Genomic DNA, 25800 nt, shown 5'->3' on the forward strand with positions numbered 1-25800 from the left:
TCACTTGTAGGCATAACCACCGAACAGACCATGCGGGCGCACGAGCAGCACCAGCGCCATGATCACGAACACGACCGTGGCCGAAGCCTCCGGATACCAGAGCTTGGTCAGGCCTTCGAGCACGCCGAGCACCAGCCCCGTCACCACCGACCCGGCAATCGATCCCATGCCGCCGATCACCACGATCGCGAAGACCGTCACGATCATCGGTTGCCCCATCAGCGGCGAGACCTGCATGATCGGCGCAGCGAGCACGCCCGCGAACGCGGCCAGCGCCGCGCCGAATGCATACGTGAGCGTGACCATCAGCGGCACGTTCACGCCGAACGTCTCCACCAGACGCGCGTTCTCGGTCCCCGCGCGCAACAGCGCGCCGATCCGGGTGCGCTCGATGACGAACCACGTCAATGCGCAAGCCGCCAGCGACGCCACCACCACCCATGCCCGATAGTTCGGCAGCACCATGAACGGCAGGCGCGTCGCCCCGGCGAGCAGGGCCGGTCCTTCGAACGACATGCCCGACACGCCGTACGCCGAGCGGCCCAGCCCCTCGATGACGAGCGTGAGGCCCAACGTGAGCAGCAGGCCGTAAAGGTGATCGAGCTTGTAGATGCGCGAGAGCAGGCCACGCTCGATGGCCACGCCCAGCAAGCCGGCCACCAGCGGTGCGAGCACCAGCATCGCCCAGTAGTTCAGCCCCAGATACTGGCCGCCCATCCAGGCCACGAGCGCGCCGATCATGAACAGCGCGCCGTGGGCGAAGTTGATGACATTGAGCAAACCGAAGATGACCGACAGGCCGAGGCTCAGTACGGCGTAGAAGCAACCGTTCACCAGCCCGAGCATCAGTTGGCTGAGCAGCGCCGGTAGCGGAATATCGAATGGATTCACGGCATGACCTTCAGAACGGGTTACACGTTGAGCAACGTTTGCAGCGCGCCCGTGTGGGCAGCCAACTGCGCGGCGTCGAATTGCAGCGCGATGCGGCCGTGCTCCATCACGTAGAAGCGATCGGCCAGCGGCGCGGCGAAATGGAAGTTCTGCTCGACCAGCACGATGGTGTAGCCGCGCGATTTGAGCGTTTCGATCATGCGGGCCAGCGTGCGCACGATCGCCGGTGCCAGACCTTCGGAAATCTCGTCGAGCAGCAGCAGACGCACGCCCGTGCGCAGGATTCGCGCAATGGCCAGCATTTGCTGCTCGCCGCCCGACAGGCGCGTGCCCGGGCTGTGACGTCGCTCCGCCAGATTGGGGAACATCGCGTAGATCTCGTCGAGCGACATGCCCGCCTGCGCCGACACGCCGTCGCCGGCCGCCAGTACCGGCGGCAGCAGCAGGTTTTCTTCGCATGACAGGCTTGCGAAGATGCCGCGCTCTTCGGGACAGAAACCCACGCCGCAGCGTGCGATCCTGCGCGTCGGCAGGCCGATCGTCTCGCGCCCGAACACCCGCACCGAGCCGTCGCGGGTGTCGGTCAGGCCGAGAATGGCGCGCAGCGTGGTACTGCGGCCCGCGCCGTTGCGGCCCAGCAGACTCACGACCTCACCCTGCCCGGCGACCAGATCGACGCCGTGCAGGATGTGCGATTCGCCGTACCACGCCTGCAGGCCGGACACGGCCAGTGCCGGCACGCTCGCCGTCACGAGCGACGCTTCATGCGCCTTCATGCGTGTGCTCCTTCGAGTTCGGCGTCCGCCGTGCCCATGTAGGCTTCGCGCACGCGTGCGTCGGCCGTGACCGTCGCGTAATCGCCCTCGGCCAGAATCTCGCCGCGCTGCAAGACCGTGATGGTGTCGGCAATGCCCGCAACCACCTTCATGTTGTGTTCGACCATGAGGACGGTGCGCCCGACCGCCACCTGCCGGATCAGCGCCGCCACGCGCTCGACGTCCTCGTGCCCCATGCCCTGCGTCGGTTCGTCGAGCAGCATTACGTCCGGCTCCATCGCGAGCGTGGTGGCGATCTCCAGCGCGCGCTTGCGTCCGTAGGGCAGCGAAACGGTCAACTCGTCGGCGTAGGCAGCGATGCCCACTTCGTCGAGCAATGCCATCGCCCGGGTGTCCAGATCGCCCACCGCCCGAGTGCTGCGCCAGAAGTGGTACGACCGGCCCGTGGCCCGTTGCAGCGCGACGCGCACGTTCTCGATGACGGACAGATGCCCGAACACGGCCGAAATCTGGAACGACCGAATCATGCCGCGACGCGCGACCGTCGCCGGTGCAAGACGCGTGATGTCCTCACCGCGATAGAAGATCTGGCCCGACGTCGGGGTGAGGAACTTCGTCAACAGGTTGAAGCAGGTGGTCTTCCCGGCACCGTTCGGCCCGATCAGCGCGTGAATCGCCCCACGCCGGACCTTCAGATCGACGCCGCCCACGGCCGTGAAGCCGCGAAACGCCTTGGTCAGCTGCCGGGTTTCGAGAATGATGTCGTCGTGATGCATGCCCTCACCCCACCACCGGCAACGGGGTAACGCCATAACCGTGTTGCAGGCGACGCTCGAGCACAGGGTCTTCCAGTTCGAAGTCGAAGCGCTCGGCTGAACGAATGCCGCCGATGGCCGCGAGCGTGCCGCACAGCATGGCCGTGCCGTCTTCGAACCGGCCGCCCGCCTGGGCGAAGCGATCGAGCAGATCCTGCGGCGAGCGCATCGCCGTCACCGGGCCTTGCTGGTACAGCACCTTCTCGCCGCCGATATTGGCGTAGCTGCGCAACGTGAGCCGGTCCCAGTGCGCCTCGACATCGGCCAGCCGCCACAACACCGTCGCGCACGGCTTCTCGCACATCTGCTTCGACACCGTGACGCCGTACGTCTCCACCTCGCGATCCGTGTGGTCCGATGCGACACCGACATACGTCTCGCCACCGCTGCGCACCAGCAGGAACTCCACCTCCCCGCTGCTCGCGCGCCCGCTTGCCTCGATCTGCACCTGGGTGGTGAGACGATCGCTCGACACCCGATAGAACATCGGTGTGGCGGCCGGACGCTTCACGCCCAACGCCTCGAGTTCCTGGATGTGGTGCTCCATCGCTTCGGTATCGCGGCCGGTCCAGCCCGCGATCACCAGTTGCTTGATGGGGATGTCACGATCGACGACACCGTCTGCCGTCTGCACTACGAAATGCATGAGATTCATTTTTCCGACTCCGGTCATGGCTGTCTTTCTCGAACTCGCGTCTACAACTCGCCGCCCGCACTCACTTCTTGATGAACGCGCACTGGCTCTGCGCCAGCGGGCGGAACGCCTCGTTGGCAGGGATCGTCTGCACCACCTTGTAGTAATCCCAGGGCTTCTTCGATTCCTTGGGCGACTTCACCTCCACGAGGAACATGTCGTGAACCATCAGCCCGTCGGGACGAATCTGGCCGCCCTTGGCGAAGAAGTCGTTCACCGGAGTGGCCTTCATCGACGCCATCACCGTGTCGGCATCGTCGGTACCGGTGCGCTGCACCGCCTGCAGGTAATGCGTGACCGACGAGTAGGTGCCTGCGTGCACGAGCGTCGGCATCTTTCCTGTCTTCGCGTAGAAGCGTTGCGCCCACGTGCGAGAGGCGTCGTCGCGATCCCAGTAGAACGCCGTGGTGAGCGTCATGCCCTGCGCCGCTTCGAGGCCCAGGCTGTTGATGTCGCTGATGAACATGTGCAGACCGGCGATCTTCTGCTTGCCCGGCCCGGTAATGCCGAACTCACGCGCAGTCTTGATCGCGTTCACGGTGTCGGCCCCGGCATTGGCCAGTGCAATGACCTTGGCGCGCGATGCCTGCGCCTGCAGCAGGTACGACGAGAGGTCCGAGGAATTGAGCGGATGCTTGGCGCGGCCCGCGACCTTGCCGTTCACGTGCTGCAGGGCTTCGGTGGCGTCCTTCTCGAGCGACGCACCCAGCGCGTAGTCGACCGTCAGGAAATACCAGCTGTTGTCGCCGCTGCGTGTCATGGCCTTGACGGTGTTCGAGGCGAACGAATAGGTGTCGTACGAGTACTGCACGGTATACGGCGAGCACTCCTCGTTCACCAGGCGCGTGGTCCCGGCGCCGGTCACGATGGCGATGCGCTTCTTGGCCTTGGCCACGTTGGCCACGGCAAGCGCCACCGACGACGGCAGCAAGTCTTCGACCACATCGACCTGCTGATTGTCGAACCAGTCGCGCGCGATGGTCGCGGCCACGTCCGTCTTGTTTTGATGGTCGGCCGAAATGACCTTGACCGGCACGCCGTTGACCTTGCCGCCGAAGTCGTCGACGGCCATCTGCGCGGCGATCACCGAGCCCTTGCCGCCGATGTCGGAGAAGATCGACGACATGTCGGTCAACACCCCGATCTTCACCACACCGTCGCTGATCTTGCCCGGCTGCGCCTGGGCGGGAACCGACGTGGCGAAGGCAGCGGCGGTGGCGAGCGCCAGCGAAGCCCATGATGAAATACGACGTGCGCGAAACGTAGACATGATGTTTTCCCGATAGCCTGTAGAGGTTTCGTATGTGTGTGCGTGCGAATGTCTCCGGCGACGCGGCCACGCCCTCACGTGTGCCGCGCCCGTGCCCTGCCTTGAGCGTGTCAGGCCGGGTCGTAATAGTGGATTTCGAGCAGCAGGCAGCCGCCATTCGATTTGAACGGGCCGTGGAAGGCACCCGGCGGACGGCAGGCGTAGGTATTCGGCGCAAAGGCTTCGCCGCCCTCGCCTTGTGCGTCGTTGCCGACTGTCAGATCACCTGAGACGAGATAGACCTCCTCCCAGTACGTATGGACGAACGGCGCCTTGGTGTAGATGCCCGGGGCAAAGCGCAGCAGGCGGGTGCGACTGCCTGCGCGGTTGGGCTCGTCGAGCGCGCCCGCGAGAATCTTCTGCTCGATGCCGGGCGGATAGCCGGGGGGGACTTCCCACCCGTCTTTCATGTCGATGGTGTGGAACTCATCGTGCAGCTTGTTGATCGCCATGGGAACTCCTTGTCTGTGGCTGAGGTTTGCGTTGTCGTGGGGAAGGAATGCAGGTCGGGCGAATCAGGCCGCCACCGGCTGGCGGACGATTTCGTCCGAGAGCGCATACGTACCGAGCAGGTTGTCGACCAGACGCGTGGCCTTCTGCCAGTCGTAGGTGCGATAGGCGTGCCCCTTGGTCACGAAGGTCGCCCCGGCGTAGAACATCTCGTACTGGTTGTGGCGCGACGCGAATTCGGAACCGACGGCATCCCACGCGAGCTTGAAGAACTTCACGCGCTCCTCGGCATCGGCCACCGGCGACTTCTGGGTCTTCTCGATGATGCTGGCGAGCATCGGGTTCTCGAAGTCGTGGATGCTCGAGGGCAGCATGATCATGCCGCCGCCGGCAAGCTCGCGAAGCGTGCTGAGCACCTTGGTGTAGAGCTGCTGCGTGAGTACCTGCGAGCCGTAGAGCAGGCTGCGGTCCGGCACGTAATAGCCGCCTTCCATGTGGCCCTTGGCCTCCATCCCGTGAACCCATGCCTCGACCATCGCGGCTTCGGCCGCCAGTTGGCCCAGCGTCTCGCGCACCTGCGGGAAGGCGTTCGTGCCGTTCACTTCGGTGATGCGCAAGGCAATGCCCACGAGGAAGCGCAGCTTGACCATCAGCCGCACCTGGCACTGGTAGTTCTGATAGCTGTGTGCCGGCGTGGCATGGAACTGCTTTGCACACATGGCCGTGTCGCCCGCCACGAAGATGCGCTCCCACGGCACCTTCACGTCGTCGAAGTACAGCACGGCATCGTTTTCGTCGAAACGCGAGGCGAGCGGGTTGTCGAATACCGACGTGGCGCTGCCCTCGTACGACTTGCGCGAAAGCACGCGCAACCCCTTGGTGTTCATCGGAATGGCGAACGACAGCGCATACATCTCGTCGCCGGCCTTGAGCGGCTGGATGCAACTGCAGAACACCTCGTTGGCCATGATGCCGCTCGTCGCGAGCATCTTGGCGCCGCGCACCGTAATGCCCTCGTGGTCCTGATCGACGATGCCCACGGCAAGGTACTTGTCTTCCTGCTCGTGCGCCGCCTTGGACTGATTGGCCTGCGGATTGACGATCACATACGTCAGGAACAGATCGTTGTCGCGGGCGTACTTGTAATAGTCACGCAACGCACCGGCACGCTTCGTGTCGTACTGCTCGAAGACATCGATGCCCATGACCATGCCCGAAATGCACGACGCCACGTGGTCGGGCGAGCGCCCCATGAAGCCGTAGTGCAGTTCGCTCCAGGCTTCAAGCATCTCGCGGCGCTGCACCAGCTCGTTGTAGCTCGTGGGCAGTTGCCAGATGCGCGAGACCTGATCGCCCGTGTCGGGCGACGCAAAGGTCATTGCGTCCAGGTTCTCGGGCCGCGCCTGAAAGTCATACAGACTGGCGTAGCTGCGAATCGAATTGCGGAAGGCCGGGTGTGTGGTCACGTCGCCGACGGGTTTGCCGTCGATGTACACCTCGCGCCCGTCGCGCAGTTGGCCGATATGTTGACTACCGTTCTTTACCATGACTCTCTCCTGAAACCCCTGGAAACTCACGCCGCCACCGGCGCGGTATCGAGCGAGCGGTATTGCCCGCCAAAGAAAATGAGCGGACGGCCGTCGTGGCGCGCGGTGTGGCGCACGACCCGTCCGACGAAAATCACGTGGTCGCCGCCGTCGTGCTGCGCGTGGGGCTCGCACTCGAAGGCCGCCAGCGCGCCGGGCAACCGGCCAATGCCCTCGCCCTCGAAGCTCACGCCCTCCCATTTGTTGCCACGCGCCGTGGCGAAGCGGTTCGACGTCTCGCGCTGGCTCTCGTCGAGCACGTTCACGGTGTAGCGGCCCGCCGTGCACAGGTCGTCGAGGCTCAGGCAGCGCCGGTCGACGGAGAACAGCACCAGCGGCGGATCGAGCGAGACCGAGTTGAACGACGCCACGGTGATGCCGACGGGCGGGCCGTCGGCGCGCGGCGCGGTAATCACGGCCACGCCGGTGGCGAACATGGCGAGCGTGCGGCGGAACTGCCGGGCCTCGTCTTCCTGAACCGGAACTGCGGGCGATGCATCGTTCATGGCGACCTCCTTCTCAAGCCGATCCGGCACTGGCAACGTCATCGACCGGAACATCGATTCGTTGTTTTATGTACCACACCGTCTTTTGTATTTAGCTTTGTTTGTTAGTCATTATTCAACGTTAACAAAATTAGCTAAACAAGAAAGGTAAACCCTGAGAGCTACGCCGGTGCATCGGCATTTCGCTGGTGCATTGCCGCACCTCATTCGTGCAAAACCCTTTATGGCATTGGGGTTTCCGGCGTATCGCAAAGCACAAGACACAACCGGATCGCGTGCAACCTATCTCGTTTACCCGAGGCATCCGGCGTCGAAAACGGGGGGGCATGAAACCCTTTTTTCATTGTGGGAGAGCGCAATCCGGCTGCGCTGCGGTGCTACACTCGGCCGCAATTCATGATGTCCACCGGATGATTCGGAGTCCCCTATGTCGTCACCTGCACCGTCGCCCACGCCGTCGCTTTTCGAGGCGCCCATCTACATGGATTACAGCGCCACGACACCCGTCGACCCGCGCGTGGTCGAGAAAATGGTGCCGTACCTCGCCGTCAACTTCGGCAACCCGGCCTCGCGCAGCCACAGCTATGGCTGGGCGGCCGAGGAAGCCGTGGAGACGGCACGCGAACATGTGGCGGCCTTGCTCGGCGCCGATCCGCGCGAGATCGTCTGGACCTCGGGCGCCACCGAAGGCAACAACCTCGCCATCAAGGGCGCGGCGAATTTTTACAGCGGCAAGGGCAAGCACCTGATTACCGTCAAGACCGAACACAAAGCGGTACTCGACACCATGCGCGATCTGGAGCGTCAGGGCTTCGAGGTCACGTATCTGGACGTGCAGGAAGACGGGCTGATTACGGTCGATACCGTGCGCAACGCGCTGCGGCCGGACACCATCCTGGTGTCGGTCATGATGGTCAACAATGAAATCGGCGTGATCCAGCCCATCGCCGAGATCGGCGAGTTGTGCCGCGAGCGCGGCATCGTGTTTCATTGCGACGCGGTGCAGGCCGCGGGCAAGATCCCGATCGACCTGCAAACGCTCAAGGTCGATCTGGTGACGGTGACCGCACACAAGCTGTACGGCCCGAAAGGCATTGGTGCGCTTTACGTGCGCCGCAAGCCTCGCATCCGCATCGAGGCACAGATTCACGGCGGCGGGCACGAGCGCGGCATGCGCTCGGGCACCCTGCCGACGCACCAGATCGTCGGCATGGGCGAAGCCTTCCGACTGGCGAAGCTGGAGCTGGCGTCGGAAGCCGCGCGCGTCGGCGCATTGCGCGACCGACTGCTGGCAGGACTCAAGGCAATGGACGAGGTCTACGTCAACGGCGACATGACGCACCGCGTGCCGCATAACCTCAACGTGAGCTTCAACTTCGTCGAAGGCGAGTCGCTCATCATGGGCATCAAGGGCGTGGCCGTCTCGTCAGGCTCGGCCTGTACGTCGGCATCGCTCGAACCGTCGTTCGTGCTGCGTGCGCTCGGGCGCAGCGACGAGCTCGCGCACAGCTCCATCCGCTTCACGCTCGGACGCTTCTCTACCGAAGCCGAGGTCGACAGCGTGATCGCCATGCTGCGCTCGACTGTGGGCAAGCTGCGCGAAATGAGCCCGCTGTGGGATATGTATCAGGACGGCGTGGATCTGAACACGATTCAGTGGGCGGCGCACTGAGCCATCGGGGAGCGCCGCGTCAGATGCGCGGCGCCTGCCCCCCGGCGCCCGACCGTTAGCGCTTGTCGCGAATCGCGAGCAGGTGACCGAGGTCGAGCGTGGCGCGGTCGCCATTCGCGACCAGCCGGTCGACAACGGCGCAAAGCACCTTGAATTCGGTGCGCGTCACGCCGTCGAACAGCACGTCGTTGATGCGTTGTTGCGAGGGCGTGAGTTCATGGAGCAGCTTCGCGCCGGCCGTGGTGACCGTCAGGCTCATCTTGCGCCGGTCTTCGGGGTTCTGTCGCTTGTCGATCAGCTTGAGCGCCTTGAGCTTGTTCGTCTCGATGGTGACAAACGCACCGGAGAGGTGCAGATGCTCGGCCAGTTGGTTGACGGTCACGTCGCCGAGCGACGACAAATGCACGACCGACTGCAAGAGCGAGTACTGGATACCGGTCAGGCCGATCAGGCTGCCGAAGCCGTCGCGCACCGACAGCAGGCGCGCTGCGAACGGCAGCAGACCGTTGATCAGGTGGCGGAATTCGGCGTCGGAACCGTCGATGAGACAGGCTGGATTGGTGACGGTAAGGGCCTTCGGGGCCGACGATTTGGGCATGACGGGGTCGGGAAAATGTGGCGCAGCACGCCGAGACAATGACTTTGAAAAAAAATTATACTGCAAAGTTATCGTCGCACTGGCGGGCGAGGTTTCCGCTCACCCCGCCCTTGTCCGTCGTCATGTGGCTGGCGATCCCGCAATCGGTCTCGCCAGCCTGCCGGCTTACCAACGAACGGTTGCCCCGGCCATCCACGAATCGGAATACGTCTGCGGGTTGAGCCCGCGGCGGTACCCGACATCGAGATCGAGCCAGGACTTCGGGCTGTAGATCGCGCCGACAATCATGAACGCCGGGTTCGTGCGCTGCGAGAAGTCCGGATTTTGCGACGTGCCGATGTCCAGAATCAGCTGCGTCGTCGGTAGTACGCGATAGAGCACCGCCGCCGACGCCTTCCACAACGCCTGGCGCTGCCCTTGCGTGTTGCCCTGATAGGCCGCCCCCGCGTTCACCAGGAAGGTCCAGTCGTCGACCACGTATTGAGCGAGCAACGCGGCGCCGGCGTTCACCCGGCCCGTGCCCAGCCCGCGCTGGTCGTTACCGGACGGGAACGTGAAGTACGGCTTGAGGCCAAGGCTCAGCGCCCCGTTGTCGTACATACGCCATTTCACGCCGGTTTCCACGTCGCCAATGCCGTTGCCGGCAGTGTCGCCACGCGATTGCAGATGCGTGTACGGCACATTGACGTAAAGGTCCACCGTCTCGCCAACCCCTCGCGTAAGCGTGCTGTTCCACAGCGTTTGACGCCCCGTGTCCTGCTGCTTCGACGTGACTTCGCCGTTCGTCTCGAACTGCCAGTTGGCGTCTCCCTGCGTGCCGGTATCGTCGGTGACCAGCGGGTGCGCGGCGAACGCGCTCAACGGGCAAGCCAGTGCGAGGGTCATCAGATGCTTCTTCATGTTTCGTTCTCTTTCTCGACGTGTGGATTTCCGGGCGCCCCGCGCCCGGCGTGTGTGTGAGTTGCGGCCCCCGCCCGTGGGACGGGGGCGTGACGCTCGGGCAAGGCCCGGTGTCAGAACCAGCGGCCGAAGCGGCGGATGTAGATCGTCTTCACGACCTGCGCCAGCGCGATGTAGCCGAGCATGGTCGCCACGAGCCAGTAGAAGTACGAACCCGGCAGGCTCACGAAGCCAAGGGCTTCGGCGAACGGCGAATACGGCAGCCAGCAGGCCAGTGCGATGGCGACCGTGGTCGACAGCATGATCGGCAGCGCCGGGGTGCTTTGCAGGAACGGAATCTTCTGGGTACGCAGCAGGTGAACCACGAGCGTTTGCGACACGAGTCCTTCAATGAACCAGCCCGAGTTCATGATCACCTGCCCGGCATCGCCGCCGTGCGCGTGATACAGCGCCCCGGCACCGAAGACCGTCCACATCAGCGCATAGGTCGTGATATCGAACACCGACGAGGTCGGCCCGAGCCACAGCATGAAGCGGCGAATGTTGCCGGCGTCCCACTTGCGCGGCTTCTTGAGGAACTCCGGATCCATGCGGTCCCACGGCAGGAACATCTGCGAGATGTCGTACACCAGGTTCTGCACGAGCAACTGCATCGCGAGCATCGGCTCCCAGGGCAGGAATGCACTCGCCACCAGCACCGAGAACACGTTGCCGAAGTTGGAACTGGCCGTCATGTTCAGGTACTTGAGGATGTTGCCGAACGTCTCGCGGCCCTTGATCACGCCCTCCTCCAGCACCATCAGACTCTTCTCGAGCAGGATGATGTCGGCGGTTTCCTTGGCGATGTCCGCGCCGGTGTCCACCGAAATGCCGACGTCGGCATCGCGCAGGGCCGGAGCGTCGTTGATGCCGTCACCGAGGAAGCCCACGGTGTGGCCGTTCGCCTGCAGGGCCTTGACCACGCGCGCCTTGTGCAGCGGGGCGAGCTTGGCGAACACGGTGGTGCGCTTGACGGCTTCACGCAGCGTGTCGTCGTCCATCGGCTCGATGTCCGCGCCGAGCAGCGGCGTGCCGGGTTCGATCCCGACCTGACGGCACACCTTCATGGTGACGATCGGGTTGTCGCCCGTGAGCACCTTCACCGCCACGCCGTGCTCGCGCAATGCGGCAATGGCGGGCGCGGCCGAATCCTTGGGCGGATCGAGGAAAGTCAGGAAGCCGCAGACCGTCAGACCGGCTTCGTCGGACGTTTTGTATTGCGTCTTCGTCTCGCCCGCCGGAATGTCGCGGGTGGCCACGACCAGCACGCGGAAGCCGTCTTCGTTGTAGGCCTCGGCACGCGCAAGCAACTGGGCGCGCGCTGCGTCGTCGAGCGCCTGCACACCCTGCGGCGTCTTCACATGCGTGGAGACTGCGAGCATTTCTTCGACAGCACCCTTGGTAATCATCTGGTGCTCGCCGCGATCGTTCGCCACCACAACCGAGAGGCGGCGGCGCACGAAGTCGAACGGCAATTCGTCGATCTTGGCAAACGTGCGCGGTTGCACCGAGTCGCCGATCTCGTTGGCGCGACGGATAATCGCCACGTCGATCAGATTGCGCTGGCCGCTCTGGTGATAGCTGTTGAGCCACCCCAGACGCAACACGTCTTCGCGTACGTCACCCGCGACATCCAGATGCTGCTCGAGGATGATGCGGTCCTGCGTAAGGGTGCCGGTCTTGTCGGTGCACAGCACGTCCATGGCGCCGAAGTTCTGCACCGAGTTCAGCCGCTTGACCACCACCTTGCGACGCGCCATGGCCATCGCGCCGCGCGCGAGGTTGGCGCTCACGATCATCGGCAACATTTCCGGCGTGAGGCCCACGGCTACCGCCAGCGCGAAGGTCAGCGCGCTCACCCAGTCGCCCTTGGTCAGGCCGTTGATCATGAAGACGACCGGCACCATCACCAGCATGAAGCGGATCAGCAACCAGCTCACGCTGTTCACGCCGCGATCGAAGCTCGTTTCCACGCGCTTGTGGGTCACCACGTTTTTCGCCAGAGCGCCGAAATACGTATCGCCAGCAGTGGCGACGACCACACCCGTGGCCGTGCCGCTCACCACGTTCGTGCCCATGAAGCAGATGTTCGACAGGTCGAGCAGCGTGGTGCTGCTCTGCCCGGCGGCGATCTCCGCGGACTTTTGCGCAACCGCGCCAAGCGTGTCGTACTTCTCGACGGGCAGCGCCTCGCCGGTGAGCACTGCCTGGCTGATGAACAGGTCGCGGGACTCGATCAGACGCAGGTCGGCCGGGATCATGTCGCCCGCCTGCAACGTCACGATGTCGCCCACGACCAGCTCGCGCATGGCGACTTCGTGACGCTCCGACTTGCCCGACGCCGTCATGCGGCGGCGAACGCTCGCCGTCGTACGCACCATCGCCTTGAGCTTCTCGGCCGCACGCAGCGACCGGAATTCGGAGAAGAAGCGCAACAGACCGCTGATCGTCACCATCGTCATCAGGATGATGATGCCCTTGTAGTCGTGATCTTCCGGGGCGGCGAAGTAGACGTCGGTGAAGTAGCTGACCACCGCAAGCACGAGCAGCACCATCACGAACGGGTTCTTGAAAGCGCCGAACAACTGCACGACCCAGTGGGGCGGCTTGTCGTGCGCAATTTCGTTGGGGCCGTAGCGGGTCTGGCGCAGGCCGACGTCGGCGAGCGTGAGGCCGCTCTTGTCGGTGCCGAGGGTATGGAGGACATCGTGCAGCGGCTCGGTGGCCAGACGTGCAACGACGTCGGGCCCGGTGGCCGGCAGATCCGAGGGTGTCGAGTGATCGACGAAGCCGCGCTGCTTCTGGCGCGAGCGAAGTTCTTTGGTCATGACGAGTTCCCTGGCGCGGCTTACGCTGGCATGGCGGCCGGCCGGTCTCGTCAGGCGCTACCGGATGACAGGTCTCCGGAAAAAGGCGCGAACGTGTCCAGCCGCGCCGCGCGGCGCGCGGTCGGTGAAAACAGGATTACGTGGTTTTGGCATGGGGTCGCCCGCCGGAATGCCGCGCATCGTGCTCGCGGTTCCGACGGGCAACATTCGACTACTTCCGTCTTCCATATCGGACTCCCTGGGTTGATTGGATGGGGACACCGCCGCAGGCCTTCGCCTCGAGCGGCAGTTCAGTCGCGGCGACGCTGAGGTACGGTGCCCAGGCGTGTGGAGGCCTGGCTTCTGCCAGCGCATGGCGCGCGACGCGTCGCGTCGTCGGACCAGAACACGCGGCGCACGCTTCGCTCGTCGGACAGACGCATGACGAGCGAGGTGAGCGAAGCGCGCGACGCTTGCGGGCAGTCGAGCGTCACGGTGGCGGACGCTTCGTCGCGGTCGCTCCAGTGCGTGATGCTCACGTGCGTGGCGCGAAGGCCGAGGGCGCTCAGATCGATGAACATCTGCTTGCGCAATGCCCCCAGGGCATCGGCCAGGCAGACGACGGTCAGGCGCGACACCGGCGTGGCGCGCGTGGGTTGGCTCTGGAAAGCCTGAAACGTTTGAAAAGCTCGCATGACTTCCTCGCATGACTGCGAAGCGCACATGCCATGGACGGCATGAACGGACGGCACATGTGCGTGCGACGTCGCAATTCCGGATAACGGACGCGAAACGACGACACCCATCACGGGCACGACAGTGGAAATTTCTGCGGGAGTGGCGCCGGGAACATCACGCTCAGGCAGAGCGTTCGAGTGGCGCTAGACACCGCATCCTGCTTGAGGACGCGGCACAGGGAATGGCTGTGGTTCCTCAGGCAATCAATCGATCAAAGATCGAGGACTACTGGCATCGGAATTCACGGGCAACCCCTTAAATTGAAGACAGGGCGGATGGTAACTGAGGCCAATTTGCAACGTCAAGCATAAATTGCTGCACCGCAATCACGATGGGATTCGGCCCACGATCAACCCGGCGAAACTGCCGCCCAAGGCCGCCGGACGGGCGTCAGCGGCGATGCGCCGACCTCAGGACACCGACACATCGACAGCGTTCCAATGCACTTGCCATTGACAGGGATATTTCCCATACGTTATTAATAATGATTATCATTAACAAATTCGTGACATCCCGTTTCAACTGCTGCATGACCGTTGCCAGTCTTCGCGCTGGTCCAGAGCGTCGTGAGTGGACCGAACATCAGACTGGATCATGCAAACCCCGGCCCCCCTCCTTTCCACTGTCGAGTTGTTATACAGCCATCATCACTCCTGGTTGAAAGGATGGCTGCACCGGCGTCTGGGAAGTGCCGAGCAGGCAGCCGACATTGCGCACGACACGTTCGTGCGACTGCTTGGCAGCGAACGGGTGCCGGCAACCTTTGACGAGCCGCGCGCGTATCTCACCACCGTCGCGCAGAATCTCGTCTCCAATCACTGGCGCCGCCAGAAGCTGGAACGCGCCTATCTCGATGCCCTCGCCCACGTGCCGCGCGACGTCGAATGGTCGCCCGAAACCCGCGCGATGGTGCTCGAAACCCTGATCGAACTCGACCGTTTGCTCGACGGCCTGCCGACCATCGTCCGGCAGGCGTTCCTGCATTCGCAACTCGACGGGCAGACACACGCGCAGGTGGCCGAGGCGCTCGGCATCTCGATCCCGACCGTCAAACGTTATCTCGCGAAAGCGCTGCAACGCTGCTACTTCGCCGACCTCTCGTTTCTCGGGTGAGCACGACATGCCTGCGATTCGCTCAAGCTGGTACGACGCCACCGTCGACGCCGCCACAGTACCTACACACGTCGCAGAGCGCGCCGTCGAGTGGCTGATCGAACTTCAGAGCGACGATGTCTCGCCACACATCGTGGCCGAGTGGCAGCAATGGCGCGCCGCACACCCTGATCACGAACGCGCGTGGCAGCGTATCGAATCCGTCAAAGGCAAGCTCGCCCCGCTCGCTTCCCCCGTCGAGGCGGGCATTGCACAGGCCGCGCTGGCGCCACCCGCGTCGAAACAGCGCCGCCGCGCCGTCAAGGCGCTCGCCGTCCTGCTATTCGCGGGCAGCGGCACCTGGGGGGCGATGCATTCGACGCGCTGGCAACGCTGGTCGGCCGACGTGCAGACCGCCGTCGGCGAGCGGCGCACGCTCCGGCTCGAAGACGGCACGCAGCTCGTACTCAATACCGGCAGCGCCGTCGACATCGTTTATCGAGAGGATGTGCGCCGCGTGAGGCTCATCGCCGGTGAAGTGCTGATCACGACTGCGCCCGACACGCACTCGCCCGCGCGCCCGTTTCTGGTGGAAACGTCGCAAGGTACGGCGCGCGCACTCGGCACGCGTTACAACGTCAGGCAGTTCGACGACGGCACGCACGTGAGCGTATTCGAAGGCGCGGTGGAGATTCGTCCGCGCGCCAACGCCACCCGCGCCCTGGTGCTGCGCGCGGGGCTGCACGCGAGCTATACGGCCGACAGCATTTCCGATCCGGTGACGTTGCCATCGATGAATGCAAGCTGGGCCGATGGCTTCATCGTCGCGCGCAGCATGCGGCTTGCGGATTTCGTGGCGGAACTGGCGCGCTACAGCAACGCGTCGCTCTCATGCGAGGCGAGTGTGGCGAACCTGCGCGTCTCGGGCACGTTTCCGCTCGACGACGTGGGCAAGGTACTCGACACGCTCGGCACCACGCTGGCAGTGCGCACCGAGTCGGTCACGCGCTTCTGGGGCAGCCGGGAAATCCGGCTCGTGCCTGCATAGGTCATTTAACCGAAGTTTTTTTCAAAAAGGTGATCCGTTTCGATTTTTCGCGGGTCATGGAAGTCGAGCACTACCGCTCCACTTCCACACGAAAGGTCAGATCATGGGTCACGTCCGGGGGCTGCAACACCAGCCAAGCCAACCACATCGGGTACATCGCCGCACGCGGCTGGCCAGCGCATTGGGTCGCATCGCTCTCGGCGCGGCCGTGGCCATGCCGATGGCCGCCGTACTTGGCACACCGCTTGCCGCGCACGCACAGAACACACCGGGCGCGCGCGCCTTCGACATCCCTGCCGGCCCTCTCGAAGAGACCCTGAGTCGCTTCGGGCGCGACGCCGGGATCATGCTGTCGTTCAAGCCCGAAGTCACGGCGGGACGTCACAGCAACGGCCTGAAGGGCACCTATACGCCGCGCAACGGCCTCGAAGCACTGGTCGCGGGCACCGGCGTCGACGTCGTGCCGCAGTCGAACGGCAGCTATCTCATCCAGCCCTCGGCAAGCGCCGTCGGTCTGGACAATGCCGTGGCATTGCCCGCAGTGAACGTAAACGCCGCCGCCTATGACAACGGCCTGCAGCCCGCCTACGCCGGCGGCCAGATCGCACGCGGCGGCAGCCTCGGCATGCTCGGCTCTGCCGATGCCATGGACGTGCCGTTCAGCACGATGAACTACACCGAGCAGATGGTGCGCGACCAGCAGGCGCGCACGCTGGCGGACGTGGTCATCAACGAATCGTCGGTGCGCATGCTGACCTCCAGCGGCGGCTTCGGCGAAGACTTCCAGATTCGCGGGTACACCGTCTCGAGCAGCGACGTGGGCCTGAACGGCTTGTATGGCATGGCATCGGCCAGCCGTGTGCCGGCCGCGATCGTCGAGCGCGTGGAAGTCCTCAAGGGACCGGGCACGTTGATGAACGGCATCGGGCCCAGCGGCAGCATTGGCGGTGCGATCAACGTGGTGACCAAGCGCGCCACGAGCGAGCCGATCACGCGCCTGACGACCACGTTCCAGAGCAAATCGCAACTGGGTGTGGAAGCCGACGTCGGCCGCCGCTTCGGCGAGAACCAGGAATGGGGTGTGCGCGTGAACGGCGTCTTCAAGGACGGCAACACCACAATCGACAACGGCAAGCAGCAGATCGGCTTCGGCTCCGTCGGTCTCGATTACACGGGACAACGCCTGCGCTGGTCGCTCGACGCCTACACGCAACACGAAGGCGACGAGAACTTCCGTCCGCAGATCGGCTTCCAGTCCTCCGTCAAGACGATTCCCGATGCCCCCTCGGGCTATCGCAACTTCTATCCGGGCAGCGAGTTGCATCTGCACGACTCGGCGGTCACCACACGACTGGAATACGACGTGCTGCGCAACGTCACGGTCTGGGGCGCCGTCGGCTATCACTACGCCACCGCCTACCAGACGTTCCCGAGCGGCCCCGCCGACGCGCTGGGCAACTTCACGGTGATGAACTCGTACTACGATTCGTACACGCGCTCGCGCACCGCCGACGTGGGCGCACGTGCGAACTTCAAGACGTTCGATATCGGCCACACGCTCACGGTGCAGGCGTCGCGACTCGAACAGGATTCGGGCAACGCGTATGTGCCCGGCACGACGTCGGTCGCATCGAACATCTACAACCCGGCGCCGCTGCCGGCGGTCGGCGCGCCGCGCACCGACGCGAAGAAGGCGTCCGAATCCGCACTCACGAGCATTGCCGTCACCGACACGCTGTCGTTCCTGGGCGATCGCGTACTGCTCACCGGCGGCCTTCGCCATCAACGCGTGGCGCTCGACAACTTCAACACGGCCAACGGTGCGCTCACGTCGAGCTACGACCAGAGTGCCGTGTCGCCGCTCGCAGGCATTGTCGTGAAGCCGCTGCAGAACATCTCGGTGTACGCCAACTTCACCTCCGGTCTCTCGCGCGGCGGCATCGCCCCGGCGACGGCGCGCAACGCCGGGCAGGCCTTCCCGCCCTACAAGTCGAAGCAGTACGAAGCCGGCGTGAAGGCCGACTGGGGTCCGGTGACGACGACCGTCTCGGTCTTCCAGGTGCAGCGCCCGAACGCGGTGACCGACCCGTCGACCAACATCTACAGCTTCGACGGCGAGCAGCGCAACCGTGGCATCGAGCTTTCGGCCTATGGCGAGGTCGTCAGGGGCCTGCGCCTGATGGCCAGCGCCACGTTCTACGACGCGAAGCTGACCAAGACGGCCGGCGGCGTGAACGACGGCAACGACGCGAACGGTGTGCCCAAGCGCGCCTTCAACCTCGGCGTCGACTGGGATACGCCGTGGGTACCGGGGCTTTCGCTCAACGGCCGCATCATCAACACGTCGCGCATGTACTTCAACGCGGCCAACACGCTGGAGCTGCCTGCCTGGACCCGCTACGACATCGGCGCGCGATATCGCACCCGCGTCGCCGGCAAATCGGTCGTGTTCCGCGCCAACATCGAGAACCTGTTCAATTCGAACTTCTGGCTCATGAGCGGCACCTACGCGACCGTCGCTGCGCCGCGCACGTTCCTGCTCTCGGCCCAGATCGACTTCTGAGCCACACCGCCATGCGCCAGCCCATCACACACTTTTCTCACCACGTCTGCAACCGCTACAAGGAACCCGCTATGACGAAGACTGCTACCCACCGGATGACGCAACTGACGTTCGCCGCCCTCCTCGCTGCCGTCGGCACGGCAGGCACGGCCCAGGCACATCAGATCTGGATCGAGCAGGCCGCCGGCCAGAACGCCGTGATCCGCTTCGGCGAATTCGGTGAGAACCTGCGCGAAGTCTCGCCTGGCCTGCTGGACAAGTTCGTCGCGCCGACCGGCACGCTCACCTCCGCGCAAGGCGAGAAGACGGCAGAAGCGTCGAAGACGGCGAACGGATTCGCCTTGCCGTTCAAGGCGAACGTCGGCGAAGCGCTGGTCGCCGAGGACACGAAGTACCCGCTCTTCACCTTCAAGCGCGACGGTCAGGAAGTCACCAACTGGTACCGCCCGGCCGCACGCCTGGCGACCGACTTTTCGAAACAGAAGCCGCAACTGACGCTCGACCTCGTGCCCGCCGGCAAGACCGGCGAGTTCCAGTTGTTCTTCCAGGGCAAGCCGCTGCCCAAGGCCAAGGTGTCGCTCGTCACGCAATCGGGCTGGGCGAAGGAAGCGCGTACGGACGCGCAGGGCCTCGTCGCGTTCGACATGCCGTGGAAGGGTGTCTACGTGGCCGAAGTCAGCCACAAGGACACCACGCCGGGTGAACGCGCAGGGGCCAAGGGCGCCGAGCGCTATCAGGGCGTGAACTATGTGACGACCACGACGGTGGTGCAGGCCGAAGGCATCGATCCGCTGCCGGCCGGCCCTGCCGCCAAGCCCAACAAGTAAGCGACACGCATCATGGCTCAGGCTCATCGCACCTCGCTCGTCGGCGTGGGTGCGCTCATCGCTCGCATCGTGGCGGCCATCGGCGGCGGATACGCCGTCGCGGCGCTCGCGAGTGTGGCGGTCCTCGCGCTGCCGATGGACAAGTCCCAGGCGATCATCACCGGACAGCTGGCGAGCTTCGCCGTCTATGCCGGTGCCGTCGTGTGGGTGTTTGCCGTGCGCAGCGCGCGCCGGGCCTGGGCCGGCCTGCTGGTCGCGGCGGCGCCGCTCGCGCTTGCCGCGTGGGCGGTGTCGTCCGGTTGGCTGACGGGAGGGGCTGCGTAATGTCCGCGCAAGTTTCCGAAGCGACGAATGCTACGAAAGCTACGAAGGCGACGAAAGCGATGAAGTCGCCCAAACCGTCCAACGTCCCGAATGGTCGCGGCCTCCGTCAGACGATGTCCGATCTGCACACCTGGTCCGGGCTGCTCGTGGGCTGGTTGCTCTATGCCATGTTCCTGACCGGCACGGTCAGCTACTTCAAGGACGAACTGTCGCAATGGATGCGCCCGGAAGTCGCGCATCAGCAGGAGCTGCCGGATTCGGCCGTCGTGGCCCAACAGGTCGGCGACCGCCTCTCGACGCTCGCCGCAGGTAGCCCGCAATGGAGCGTCTATCTGCCGACCGAGCGCAATCCGGTCGCCAATGTCTTCTGGCGCAACGCCCCTGCGGCGGCCAAGGGCGGCGCAAAAGCCCCGCGCCGCGCCTTCGAGGAAGCCACTTTCGACCCGGTGACGGGCCAGACCCTTCGGGCTCGCGAGACCCTCGGCGGCGAGTTCTTCTATCGCTTCCACTTCCAGTTCCATCCGCTGCCCGTGCTGTGGGGACGCTGGCTCGCCGGCTTCTGCGCCATGTTCATGCTCGTGGCGATCGTGAGCGGCGTGATCACGCACAAGAAGATTTTCGTCGACTTCTTTACGTTCCGATGGGGCAAGGGACAACGCTCGTGGCTCGACGCGCATAACGCGCTCTCTGTCTTCGGCCTGCCCTTCCATCTGATGATTACCTATACCGGCCTCGTCACACTCATGGCGATGTACATGCCTTGGGGTGCACAAACGGCCATCAAGACACCGGTCGAGCGGGCACAACTGATGTCGCAGTTGAGCGCGTTCCCGCCACCGGGCAAGGCCGCCGGACAGCCCGCACCGCTCGCGTCCATCGAGGCGATGGTGCGCGAGGCGCAGGCGCGTTGGGGCGCTCACGACGTGGGCCGTGTCACCGTGACGAACCCGGGCGACGCCAACGCACGCGTGGCCGTCACACGCGGCGAATCGTCGCGCGTGTCGATGAGCCCGCAATACCTGCTGTTCGACGGCACGACCGGCAAGCTGCTCGACGTCAGGGACAATGTGGGCGCGGCTGCCGAAACCCGCGGGGTGATGTACGCGCTTCACCTCGGACGCTTCAGCGATCTGCATCTGCGCTGGCTCTACTTCCTCGTGAGTCTGGGCGGCACGGCCATGGTCGGCACGGGACTGGTCATGTGGACGGTGAAACGCCGCAGCAAGCTCCCCGACCCGGCGCGCCCGCACTTCGGCTTCCACGTGGTGGAGCGATTGAACATCGCGGCCATCGCCGGGCTGTCGATTGCGATGGCAGGATTCCTCTGGGGTAACCGTCTGATTCCTGTGACCGCAGCGGCACGCAGTGCCGCAGAAGTGGACCTGTTCTATTGGGTCTGGGCGGCCACGCTGCTCTATGCGCTGGTGCGCCCGGCGAAGCGTGCATGGGTCGAGCTGCTGTGGATCGGCGCGGCGGTGCTCGCCTTGCTACCGGTGCTCAATGCCGTGACGACATCGCGCGGTCTCTGGCACAGCCTGAGCACGGGCGACTGGGCCTATGTCGGCGTCGATCTGATGCTGTGGGCGCTGGCCGCCTTGCACGCGTGGCTGGCAATTCGTACCGCGCGGCACAAGCCGAAATCGAAGCCGGTGCGCGCAGCAAGGCCACCGAAGTCGTCGGCGCCGGCCGAAGCGATCGAAGCCCCGACACCCGCTGCGATGAACGAGGACCGCGCATGATGGCTTTCTTCACGTTCGCGGTGTGTCTGGCAGGCTTTGCGGGACTCGCGCTGGCGACCGAGCGTCAGCAGACGGCATGGTTCGGCGGCGTGTCGGCAGTGCGCACCCGCCGGTGCCGCATCTTCGGATGGGCATCGCTCGCCATCGCCCTGGCGGCGACGGTGTCACGTCTGGGATGGGGATTCGGACTGGTGAACTACAGCGGGCAGACGAGTCTGGCGGCCGGCGTCGTGTATCTCGCACTCATCGCGATCGCGCGCCGCCGTCAACCGGACTGAGGACATCGACGGGCGACGCGCCGGTCGTCGCGACCGGCCTGTCCTTGCCCGCTTATTCGTTCTCTTCGAAGTAGTGCCCGAACTTCACCTGCTTGGTGCGGATGTAGCGTTCGTTCTCTTCGCGCACGGGAATGTCGAGCGCAACGCGTTCGCACACGGGAATACCGTGCTTGGCGAGCGTATCGAATTTCTTTGGGTTGTTACTCATAAGGCGCACCGAGCGCACCCCGAGAATGCGCAGGATCGCGGCGGCCGAGTCATATTCCCGGGCGTCGTCGGGCAAACCGAGATCCAGATTCGCCTCGACGGTGTCACGTCCCTGCTCCTGAAGCAGGTACGCACGGATCTTGTTGCTCAGTCCGATGCCGCGCCCTTCATGCCCGCGCAGGTACAGCATCACGCCGCGCCCTTCCTCGGCAATCTTGCGCATCCCCGCGTCGAGTTGCTCCCCGCAGTCGCACCGATACGAGCCGAACACGTCGCCGGTCAGGCATTCCGAATGCAGACGCACGAGGGTCGGCGCGTCGCCGGACACGTCGCCCATGACCAGCGCGAGATGTTCGTTGTCGCTGTCCTTGACGCGAAACGCATGTGAGGCGAAGGTGCCGTAGCGGGTCGGCAGCGTTGCGGACGCAACGAGCTCGACGCATTCGCCGGCATCGCACGCAGGCTTGGCAGAGGCAGTACCAGGGGACTTCATGATGACGTTCAAACAGGCCGAATGGAGGTATTCCGGGCCACCCGACAAGGGTGGCGTGCGTTAGGAGTGTACCGCCATTTCCGTTTTTCGGCCGACAGCGGCGTGCAACACACTGTTGCACGCCGCTGCCCTATCGGTTCGCGACAGGCTCAGCGACCGGGCACGCCCCGGGGCGACGCATTGGCCGCGAAGCTCTCGCGAATCGCTGCCACAGCCGCAATCGTCGCGTCGATATCGTCGTCGCCGATGTGGCGGTGCGTCACCAGCCGCAGCATCGACGCGCCGCTCGAACGCGCCAGAATGCCGAACCCGGCGAGCGCCGCCTCCCACGCCAGCGGGTTGGCTTCGCGTTGCCCGGCCACGCGCAAGCGCACGATATTGCTCGTCGACGGCAGCGCATCGACCAGTTGCGGATCGATCTGCGCCAGCCCGGCCCACAAGCGCTGCGCGCGCTGATTGTCGTCGGCAAGCCGCGCAACCATCGTCTCCATCGCCACCTTCCCGGCGGCCGCCATGATCCCGGCCTGACGCAGGCCGCCACCGGTCATGCGACGGAAGGTGCGCGCCTGCTCGATCGTGGCATGCGTGCCGACGAGCATTGCCCCCATCGGGGCCGAGAGTCCCTTCGAGAGGCAGAAGGTCAGGGTGTCGCAATGCGCCGTGATCTGCCCGACGTCCACCCCGAGCGCTGCGGCCGCATTGAACACACGGGCACCGTCCATATGCACCGGCACCCCGGCGCGCGAGGCGAGTGCGTGCACGTCCGCCAGATACGAGAGCGACGGCACATAGCCACCCGAGTGGTTATGCGTCGACTCGACCCCGACCATGGCCGTCGGTTGCCCGTAACGCGAAAAGCCGGGGCGCAGCGCCCCGGCCAGTTGATCGAGATCCATCTCGCCATGCACTGACGGTATGGGCACCGGATAGAGATGCGCGAGCCGCGACATGCCGCCCGCTTCCGACTTCGCCATGTGCGCCTGCGCATCGATGATTGCCTCGCCGCCGCGCGTGGCGTGGCACAGCGAGGCGATCAGATTGCCCATGGTGCCGGAGACGACGAACATCGCCGCCTCCTTCCCGGTCATCACGGCGGCGAGATGTTCGAGGGCGCGCACGGTCGGATCGCCTTCGAGGGTGTCGTCACCCAGCGATGCGGTCTGCATCGCCTCCCACATCAGGGCCGTGGGACGGGTGACGGTGTCGCTTCGCAGATCGACGAAGCGTTCGGTCGGACTTGAGGTCATGCAAACTCCTGGCCGTGGGCATGGCCGCCTGCGCTCGCCTGTTCCGAATCGGCGAGCGCCGCCTTGACGGCTTCGGGCGATTCGTACGGAATTCCGGCGAGCTTCATGACGAGCTTGATGGCCACGGTGTTGCTGAAAACATTGATGGCGGTACGGCCCATGTCGAGGAACGCATCGACACCGGCGATGATGGCGAGCGCCTCGATGGGCACGCCGATGGTCGTGAGCACCATCGCGATCGCCACGAGCCCGCCCGACGGCACGTTTGCGCTGCCCTTGCTGGCCAGCGTGGTGACGAGCACGATCGAGAGCAGCGTGGGCATGTCGAGCGGCACATGATACGCATCGGCGAGGAAGCCGACCGCCAGCGCGAAGTACATGATCGATCCGTCGCGGTTGAACGCATAGCCCAGCGGCAACACGACCGACGCGATGGCCTTGGGTACGCCCATGCCGATGAGCTTCTCCATGTGCAGCGGCAGCGTGGCTTCCGACGAGCGCGTGGCGAACGCGAGAATCACAGGCTCACCAATGGCACGCGTCGTGGCCAGCGGCTTCTCGCCAATGGCCTTGAGCAGAATCCAGAACAGCACGAGCAGCACACCGAGGCCCAGATACATGGTGCCCACGAGCTTCACGAGCGCGAGGATCGTGCCCAGCCCCTGGGTGGCGAACAGCCAGGAGATGATGGCGAAGATCGCGAGCGGCGACAGGGAGATGATCCAGTCGGTGAGCTTGAATACGGCGCCCATGAGCGCGTCGAGCACGCCGACGAGCGGCTTGGCGCGCTCACCGATGGCCGAGAGCGCGAGCCCCAGCAGCACCGCGAAGACCAGCACCGGCAGCAGATTGCTGCCACTCATCGCCGCGAAGATGTTCGACGGGATCATGTCGAGGAAGAACTTGGTCCAGTCGACGGACGCGGCAATCGGCTTGGACGACGCATGCGCCGCCGCGAGATTCGCCCCGAGGCCGGGACGGAAGATCGCGTTCAGGCCAAGCCCGATCACGATCGACACGAGCGTGGCGATGAAGAAGTAGATGAGACTGATCGCCGACACACGCCCAAGTGCGCGTGCGTTGTGACCCATTTGATAGATGCCGAGCGTGATCGCCGTGAAGACAAGCGGCACGACGATCATCTTGACGGCCTGCACGAAGGCCGTGCCCACGGGCATGAGCTTGGTGGCGAATGCCGGGGCGACCATGCCGAAACCGATGCCGAGCGTCAGGCCGATCAGCATCTGGACAGGTAACGGGATGAGGCGCTTCTTCTTGCTGGCAGTGCTTGACGACATGACGGCGATCTCCGGTGAATTGCTGGCGGCGCACGAGGCGCTCGCGATGACTTATTTCGTGGAACGGCGACGAGGCCTGGCAGGTGCTTCGGCGCCGACGTCCGCCCCGGCCGGCACAAGCGGCGCGGCGGCGGGCACGAGCGCCTGCAGACGCGCCTGCATGGCCTGCGTGAGGTGATCCCAGACATGGCGCTGGGCCGCCTCGGCCTGCCCGGCGGCAATGGCGTCGAAGATCGCCAGATGCTCGCGCACGGCAGCACGGGTGCGCTCGGCGTCGTAGTGGGGAATGCGCTGGAGCGCGAGACCGTTCTGCGTGCGCAACGCGTGATACGTCTCGGTCAGACGCGCGTTGTCGGCGGCAGCGAACATCGCCTCATGGAATTGCCAGCCCACGCGCTGGGTGATGTCCACGTCGAGCGGCAGACCCTCGTTGCCCTGCGCATCGAGCGCGCGCAGGCGCACGGCGACTTCCTCGAGCGCAGGTGTCACGCCCTTTTGCGCCGCGAGCCACGCGGCCATTCCTTCGAGCGCGAGACGCACCTCGTGAATCTCGCTCAGATCGCGCACCGACAACTGGCGCACGAACGTGCCGCGCATCGGCACGATCTCGAGCAGACCGTCGTTGGCGAGTGCGCGAATCGCTTCGCGCACTGGCGTGCGGCTGATGCCGAATCGCTCCGAGAGAGCGCGCTCGGACAGCGCCTCCCCTGCGCGAATTTCGCCGGAGACGATGAGATGGCGAATGGCGTTGTACGCCGAATCGCTCAGGGCCGGGGTGCGTTGTGTCTGGTTCATAACTGGCATACCAGCAAAAAACAATTTGCCGGTCAATCGGAAATATCGGGCGATGAGGCATTTGCGGGTAAACCATAGCGGTGGGCATCTGGCATCGATCCGGCGCGC

24 protein-coding genes are annotated in these 25800 nt (G+C 64.7%); 8 read left to right on the forward strand and 16 right to left on the reverse strand.

The features are described from left to right. The 8 genes from ABWO90_RS05410 to ABWO90_RS05445 form a co-directional block, all read right to left on the reverse strand. A complete protein-coding gene (locus ABWO90_RS05410; RefSeq protein WP_353190171.1) occupies window positions 1-891 on the reverse strand; it encodes a branched-chain amino acid ABC transporter permease in 891 nt (296 codons plus the stop codon). A gap of 20 nt (window positions 892-911) precedes the next feature. Next, window positions 912-1667 (reverse strand): ABC transporter ATP-binding protein, encoded by a 756-nt coding sequence (locus ABWO90_RS05415; protein ID WP_353190172.1) that lies wholly within the window; start codon window positions 1665-1667, stop codon window positions 912-914. Then, window positions 1664-2443 carry an ABC transporter ATP-binding protein gene (locus ABWO90_RS05420; protein ID WP_353190173.1) on the reverse strand — a complete coding sequence of 260 codons (780 nt, stop codon included), beginning with the start codon at window positions 2441-2443 and terminating at the stop codon, window positions 1664-1666. Before ABWO90_RS05420 ends, ABWO90_RS05415 begins: the two co-directional genes overlap by 4 nt. Window positions 2444-2447: 4 nt before the next feature. Then, window positions 2448-3137 carry a DUF2848 domain-containing protein gene (locus tag ABWO90_RS05425; protein WP_353190174.1) on the reverse strand — a complete coding sequence of 230 codons (690 nt, stop codon included), beginning with the start codon at window positions 3135-3137 and terminating at the stop codon, window positions 2448-2450. Window positions 3138-3198: 61 nt separating this feature from the next. After that, window positions 3199-4446 (reverse strand): ABC transporter substrate-binding protein, encoded by a 1248-nt coding sequence (locus ABWO90_RS05430; protein WP_353190175.1) that lies wholly within the window; start codon window positions 4444-4446, stop codon window positions 3199-3201. Between the two features lie 110 nt (window positions 4447-4556). Beyond that, window positions 4557-4937, reverse strand: a complete 381-nt coding sequence (locus tag ABWO90_RS05435) for a cupin (RefSeq protein WP_353190176.1) — start codon at window positions 4935-4937, stop codon at window positions 4557-4559. A gap of 63 nt (window positions 4938-5000) precedes the next feature. Further along, complete coding sequence (locus ABWO90_RS05440; protein ID WP_353190177.1) at window positions 5001-6482, reverse strand: 4-hydroxyphenylacetate 3-hydroxylase family protein; 1482 nt, start codon at window positions 6480-6482, stop codon at window positions 5001-5003. Window positions 6483-6508: 26 nt separating this feature from the next. Continuing rightward, window positions 6509-7027, reverse strand: a complete 519-nt coding sequence (locus ABWO90_RS05445; protein ID WP_353190178.1) for a flavin reductase family protein — start codon at window positions 7025-7027, stop codon at window positions 6509-6511. A 427-nt stretch (window positions 7028-7454) separates the two neighbouring features. Here ABWO90_RS05445 and ABWO90_RS05450 point away from each other — a divergent pair, with 427 nt between their 5' ends. Then, window positions 7455-8699 carry an IscS subfamily cysteine desulfurase gene (locus tag ABWO90_RS05450; protein WP_353190179.1) on the forward strand — a complete coding sequence of 415 codons (1245 nt, stop codon included), beginning with the start codon at window positions 7455-7457 and terminating at the stop codon, window positions 8697-8699. Between the two features lie 55 nt (window positions 8700-8754). Here ABWO90_RS05450 and ABWO90_RS05455 read toward each other — a convergent pair whose 3' ends face one another. The 4 genes from ABWO90_RS05455 to ABWO90_RS05470 form a co-directional block, all read right to left on the reverse strand. Then, window positions 8755-9297 (reverse strand): MarR family winged helix-turn-helix transcriptional regulator, encoded by a 543-nt coding sequence (locus tag ABWO90_RS05455; RefSeq protein WP_353190180.1) that lies wholly within the window; start codon window positions 9295-9297, stop codon window positions 8755-8757. A 165-nt stretch (window positions 9298-9462) separates the two neighbouring features. Next, window positions 9463-10197: a transporter family protein gene (locus tag ABWO90_RS05460; protein WP_353190181.1), complete on the reverse strand. Its 735-nt coding sequence runs from the start codon at window positions 10195-10197 to the stop codon at window positions 9463-9465. A 113-nt stretch (window positions 10198-10310) separates the two neighbouring features. Then, on the reverse strand, window positions 10311-13064 hold the full coding sequence (mgtA, locus tag ABWO90_RS05465; protein ID WP_353190182.1) for a magnesium-translocating P-type ATPase: 2754 nt from the start codon (window positions 13062-13064) through the stop codon (window positions 10311-10313). A 290-nt stretch (window positions 13065-13354) separates the two neighbouring features. Further along, a complete protein-coding gene (locus tag ABWO90_RS05470) occupies window positions 13355-13738 on the reverse strand; it encodes a hypothetical protein (RefSeq protein ID WP_353190183.1) in 384 nt (127 codons plus the stop codon). A 637-nt stretch (window positions 13739-14375) separates the two neighbouring features. On the opposite strand from ABWO90_RS05470, the gene ABWO90_RS05475 reads away from it, so the two are divergent. The 7 genes from ABWO90_RS05475 (at window position 14376) to ABWO90_RS05505 (ending at window position 21652) form a co-directional block, all read left to right on the forward strand. After that, on the forward strand, window positions 14376-14894 hold the full coding sequence (locus tag ABWO90_RS05475) for a sigma-70 family RNA polymerase sigma factor (RefSeq protein WP_353190184.1): 519 nt from the start codon (window positions 14376-14378) through the stop codon (window positions 14892-14894). Between the two features lie 7 nt (window positions 14895-14901). Continuing rightward, window positions 14902-15921, forward strand: a complete 1020-nt coding sequence (locus ABWO90_RS05480) for a FecR domain-containing protein (RefSeq protein WP_353190185.1) — start codon at window positions 14902-14904, stop codon at window positions 15919-15921. Between the two features lie 103 nt (window positions 15922-16024). Then, window positions 16025-18484 carry a TonB-dependent siderophore receptor gene (locus ABWO90_RS05485; RefSeq protein ID WP_502922546.1) on the forward strand — a complete coding sequence of 820 codons (2460 nt, stop codon included), beginning with the start codon at window positions 16025-16027 and terminating at the stop codon, window positions 18482-18484. A gap of 71 nt (window positions 18485-18555) precedes the next feature. After that, a complete protein-coding gene (locus ABWO90_RS05490) occupies window positions 18556-19311 on the forward strand; it encodes a DUF4198 domain-containing protein (protein WP_353190187.1) in 756 nt (251 codons plus the stop codon). Window positions 19312-19323: 12 nt separating this feature from the next. Further along, window positions 19324-19635 (forward strand): DUF3649 domain-containing protein, encoded by a 312-nt coding sequence (locus ABWO90_RS05495; protein ID WP_353190188.1) that lies wholly within the window; start codon window positions 19324-19326, stop codon window positions 19633-19635. Window positions 19636-19694: 59 nt separating this feature from the next. Further along, window positions 19695-21374, forward strand: coding sequence for a PepSY-associated TM helix domain-containing protein (locus ABWO90_RS05500; protein ID WP_353190189.1), 1680 nt, complete (start codon window positions 19695-19697; stop codon window positions 21372-21374). Continuing rightward, a complete protein-coding gene (locus ABWO90_RS05505) occupies window positions 21371-21652 on the forward strand; it encodes a DUF3325 domain-containing protein (protein WP_353190190.1) in 282 nt (93 codons plus the stop codon). Before ABWO90_RS05500 ends, ABWO90_RS05505 begins: the two co-directional genes overlap by 4 nt. Before the next feature lie 52 nt (window positions 21653-21704). Here ABWO90_RS05505 and ribA read toward each other — a convergent pair whose 3' ends face one another. From ribA to ABWO90_RS05525, 4 genes are all read right to left on the reverse strand, one after another. Next, complete coding sequence (ribA, locus tag ABWO90_RS05510; protein WP_353190191.1) at window positions 21705-22352, reverse strand: GTP cyclohydrolase II; 648 nt, start codon at window positions 22350-22352, stop codon at window positions 21705-21707. 149 nt (window positions 22353-22501) lie between these two features. Then, window positions 22502-23599, reverse strand: a complete 1098-nt coding sequence (locus tag ABWO90_RS05515) for a threonine aldolase family protein (RefSeq protein ID WP_353190192.1) — start codon at window positions 23597-23599, stop codon at window positions 22502-22504. Next, window positions 23596-24897, reverse strand: a complete 1302-nt coding sequence (locus tag ABWO90_RS05520; protein WP_353190193.1) for a dicarboxylate/amino acid:cation symporter — start codon at window positions 24895-24897, stop codon at window positions 23596-23598. Before ABWO90_RS05520 ends, ABWO90_RS05515 begins: the two co-directional genes overlap by 4 nt. A 51-nt stretch (window positions 24898-24948) precedes the next feature. After that, the gene (locus ABWO90_RS05525; protein WP_353190194.1) at window positions 24949-25692 is read right to left on the reverse strand and encodes a GntR family transcriptional regulator; all 744 of its coding nucleotides are present in this window, start codon (window positions 25690-25692) and stop codon (window positions 24949-24951) included. Window positions 25693-25800 lie beyond the last annotated feature (108 nt).

This window comes from Pandoraea pnomenusa (assembly GCF_040391475.1).
GTDB lineage: Bacteria > Pseudomonadota > Gammaproteobacteria > Burkholderiales > Burkholderiaceae > Pandoraea > Pandoraea pnomenusa_C.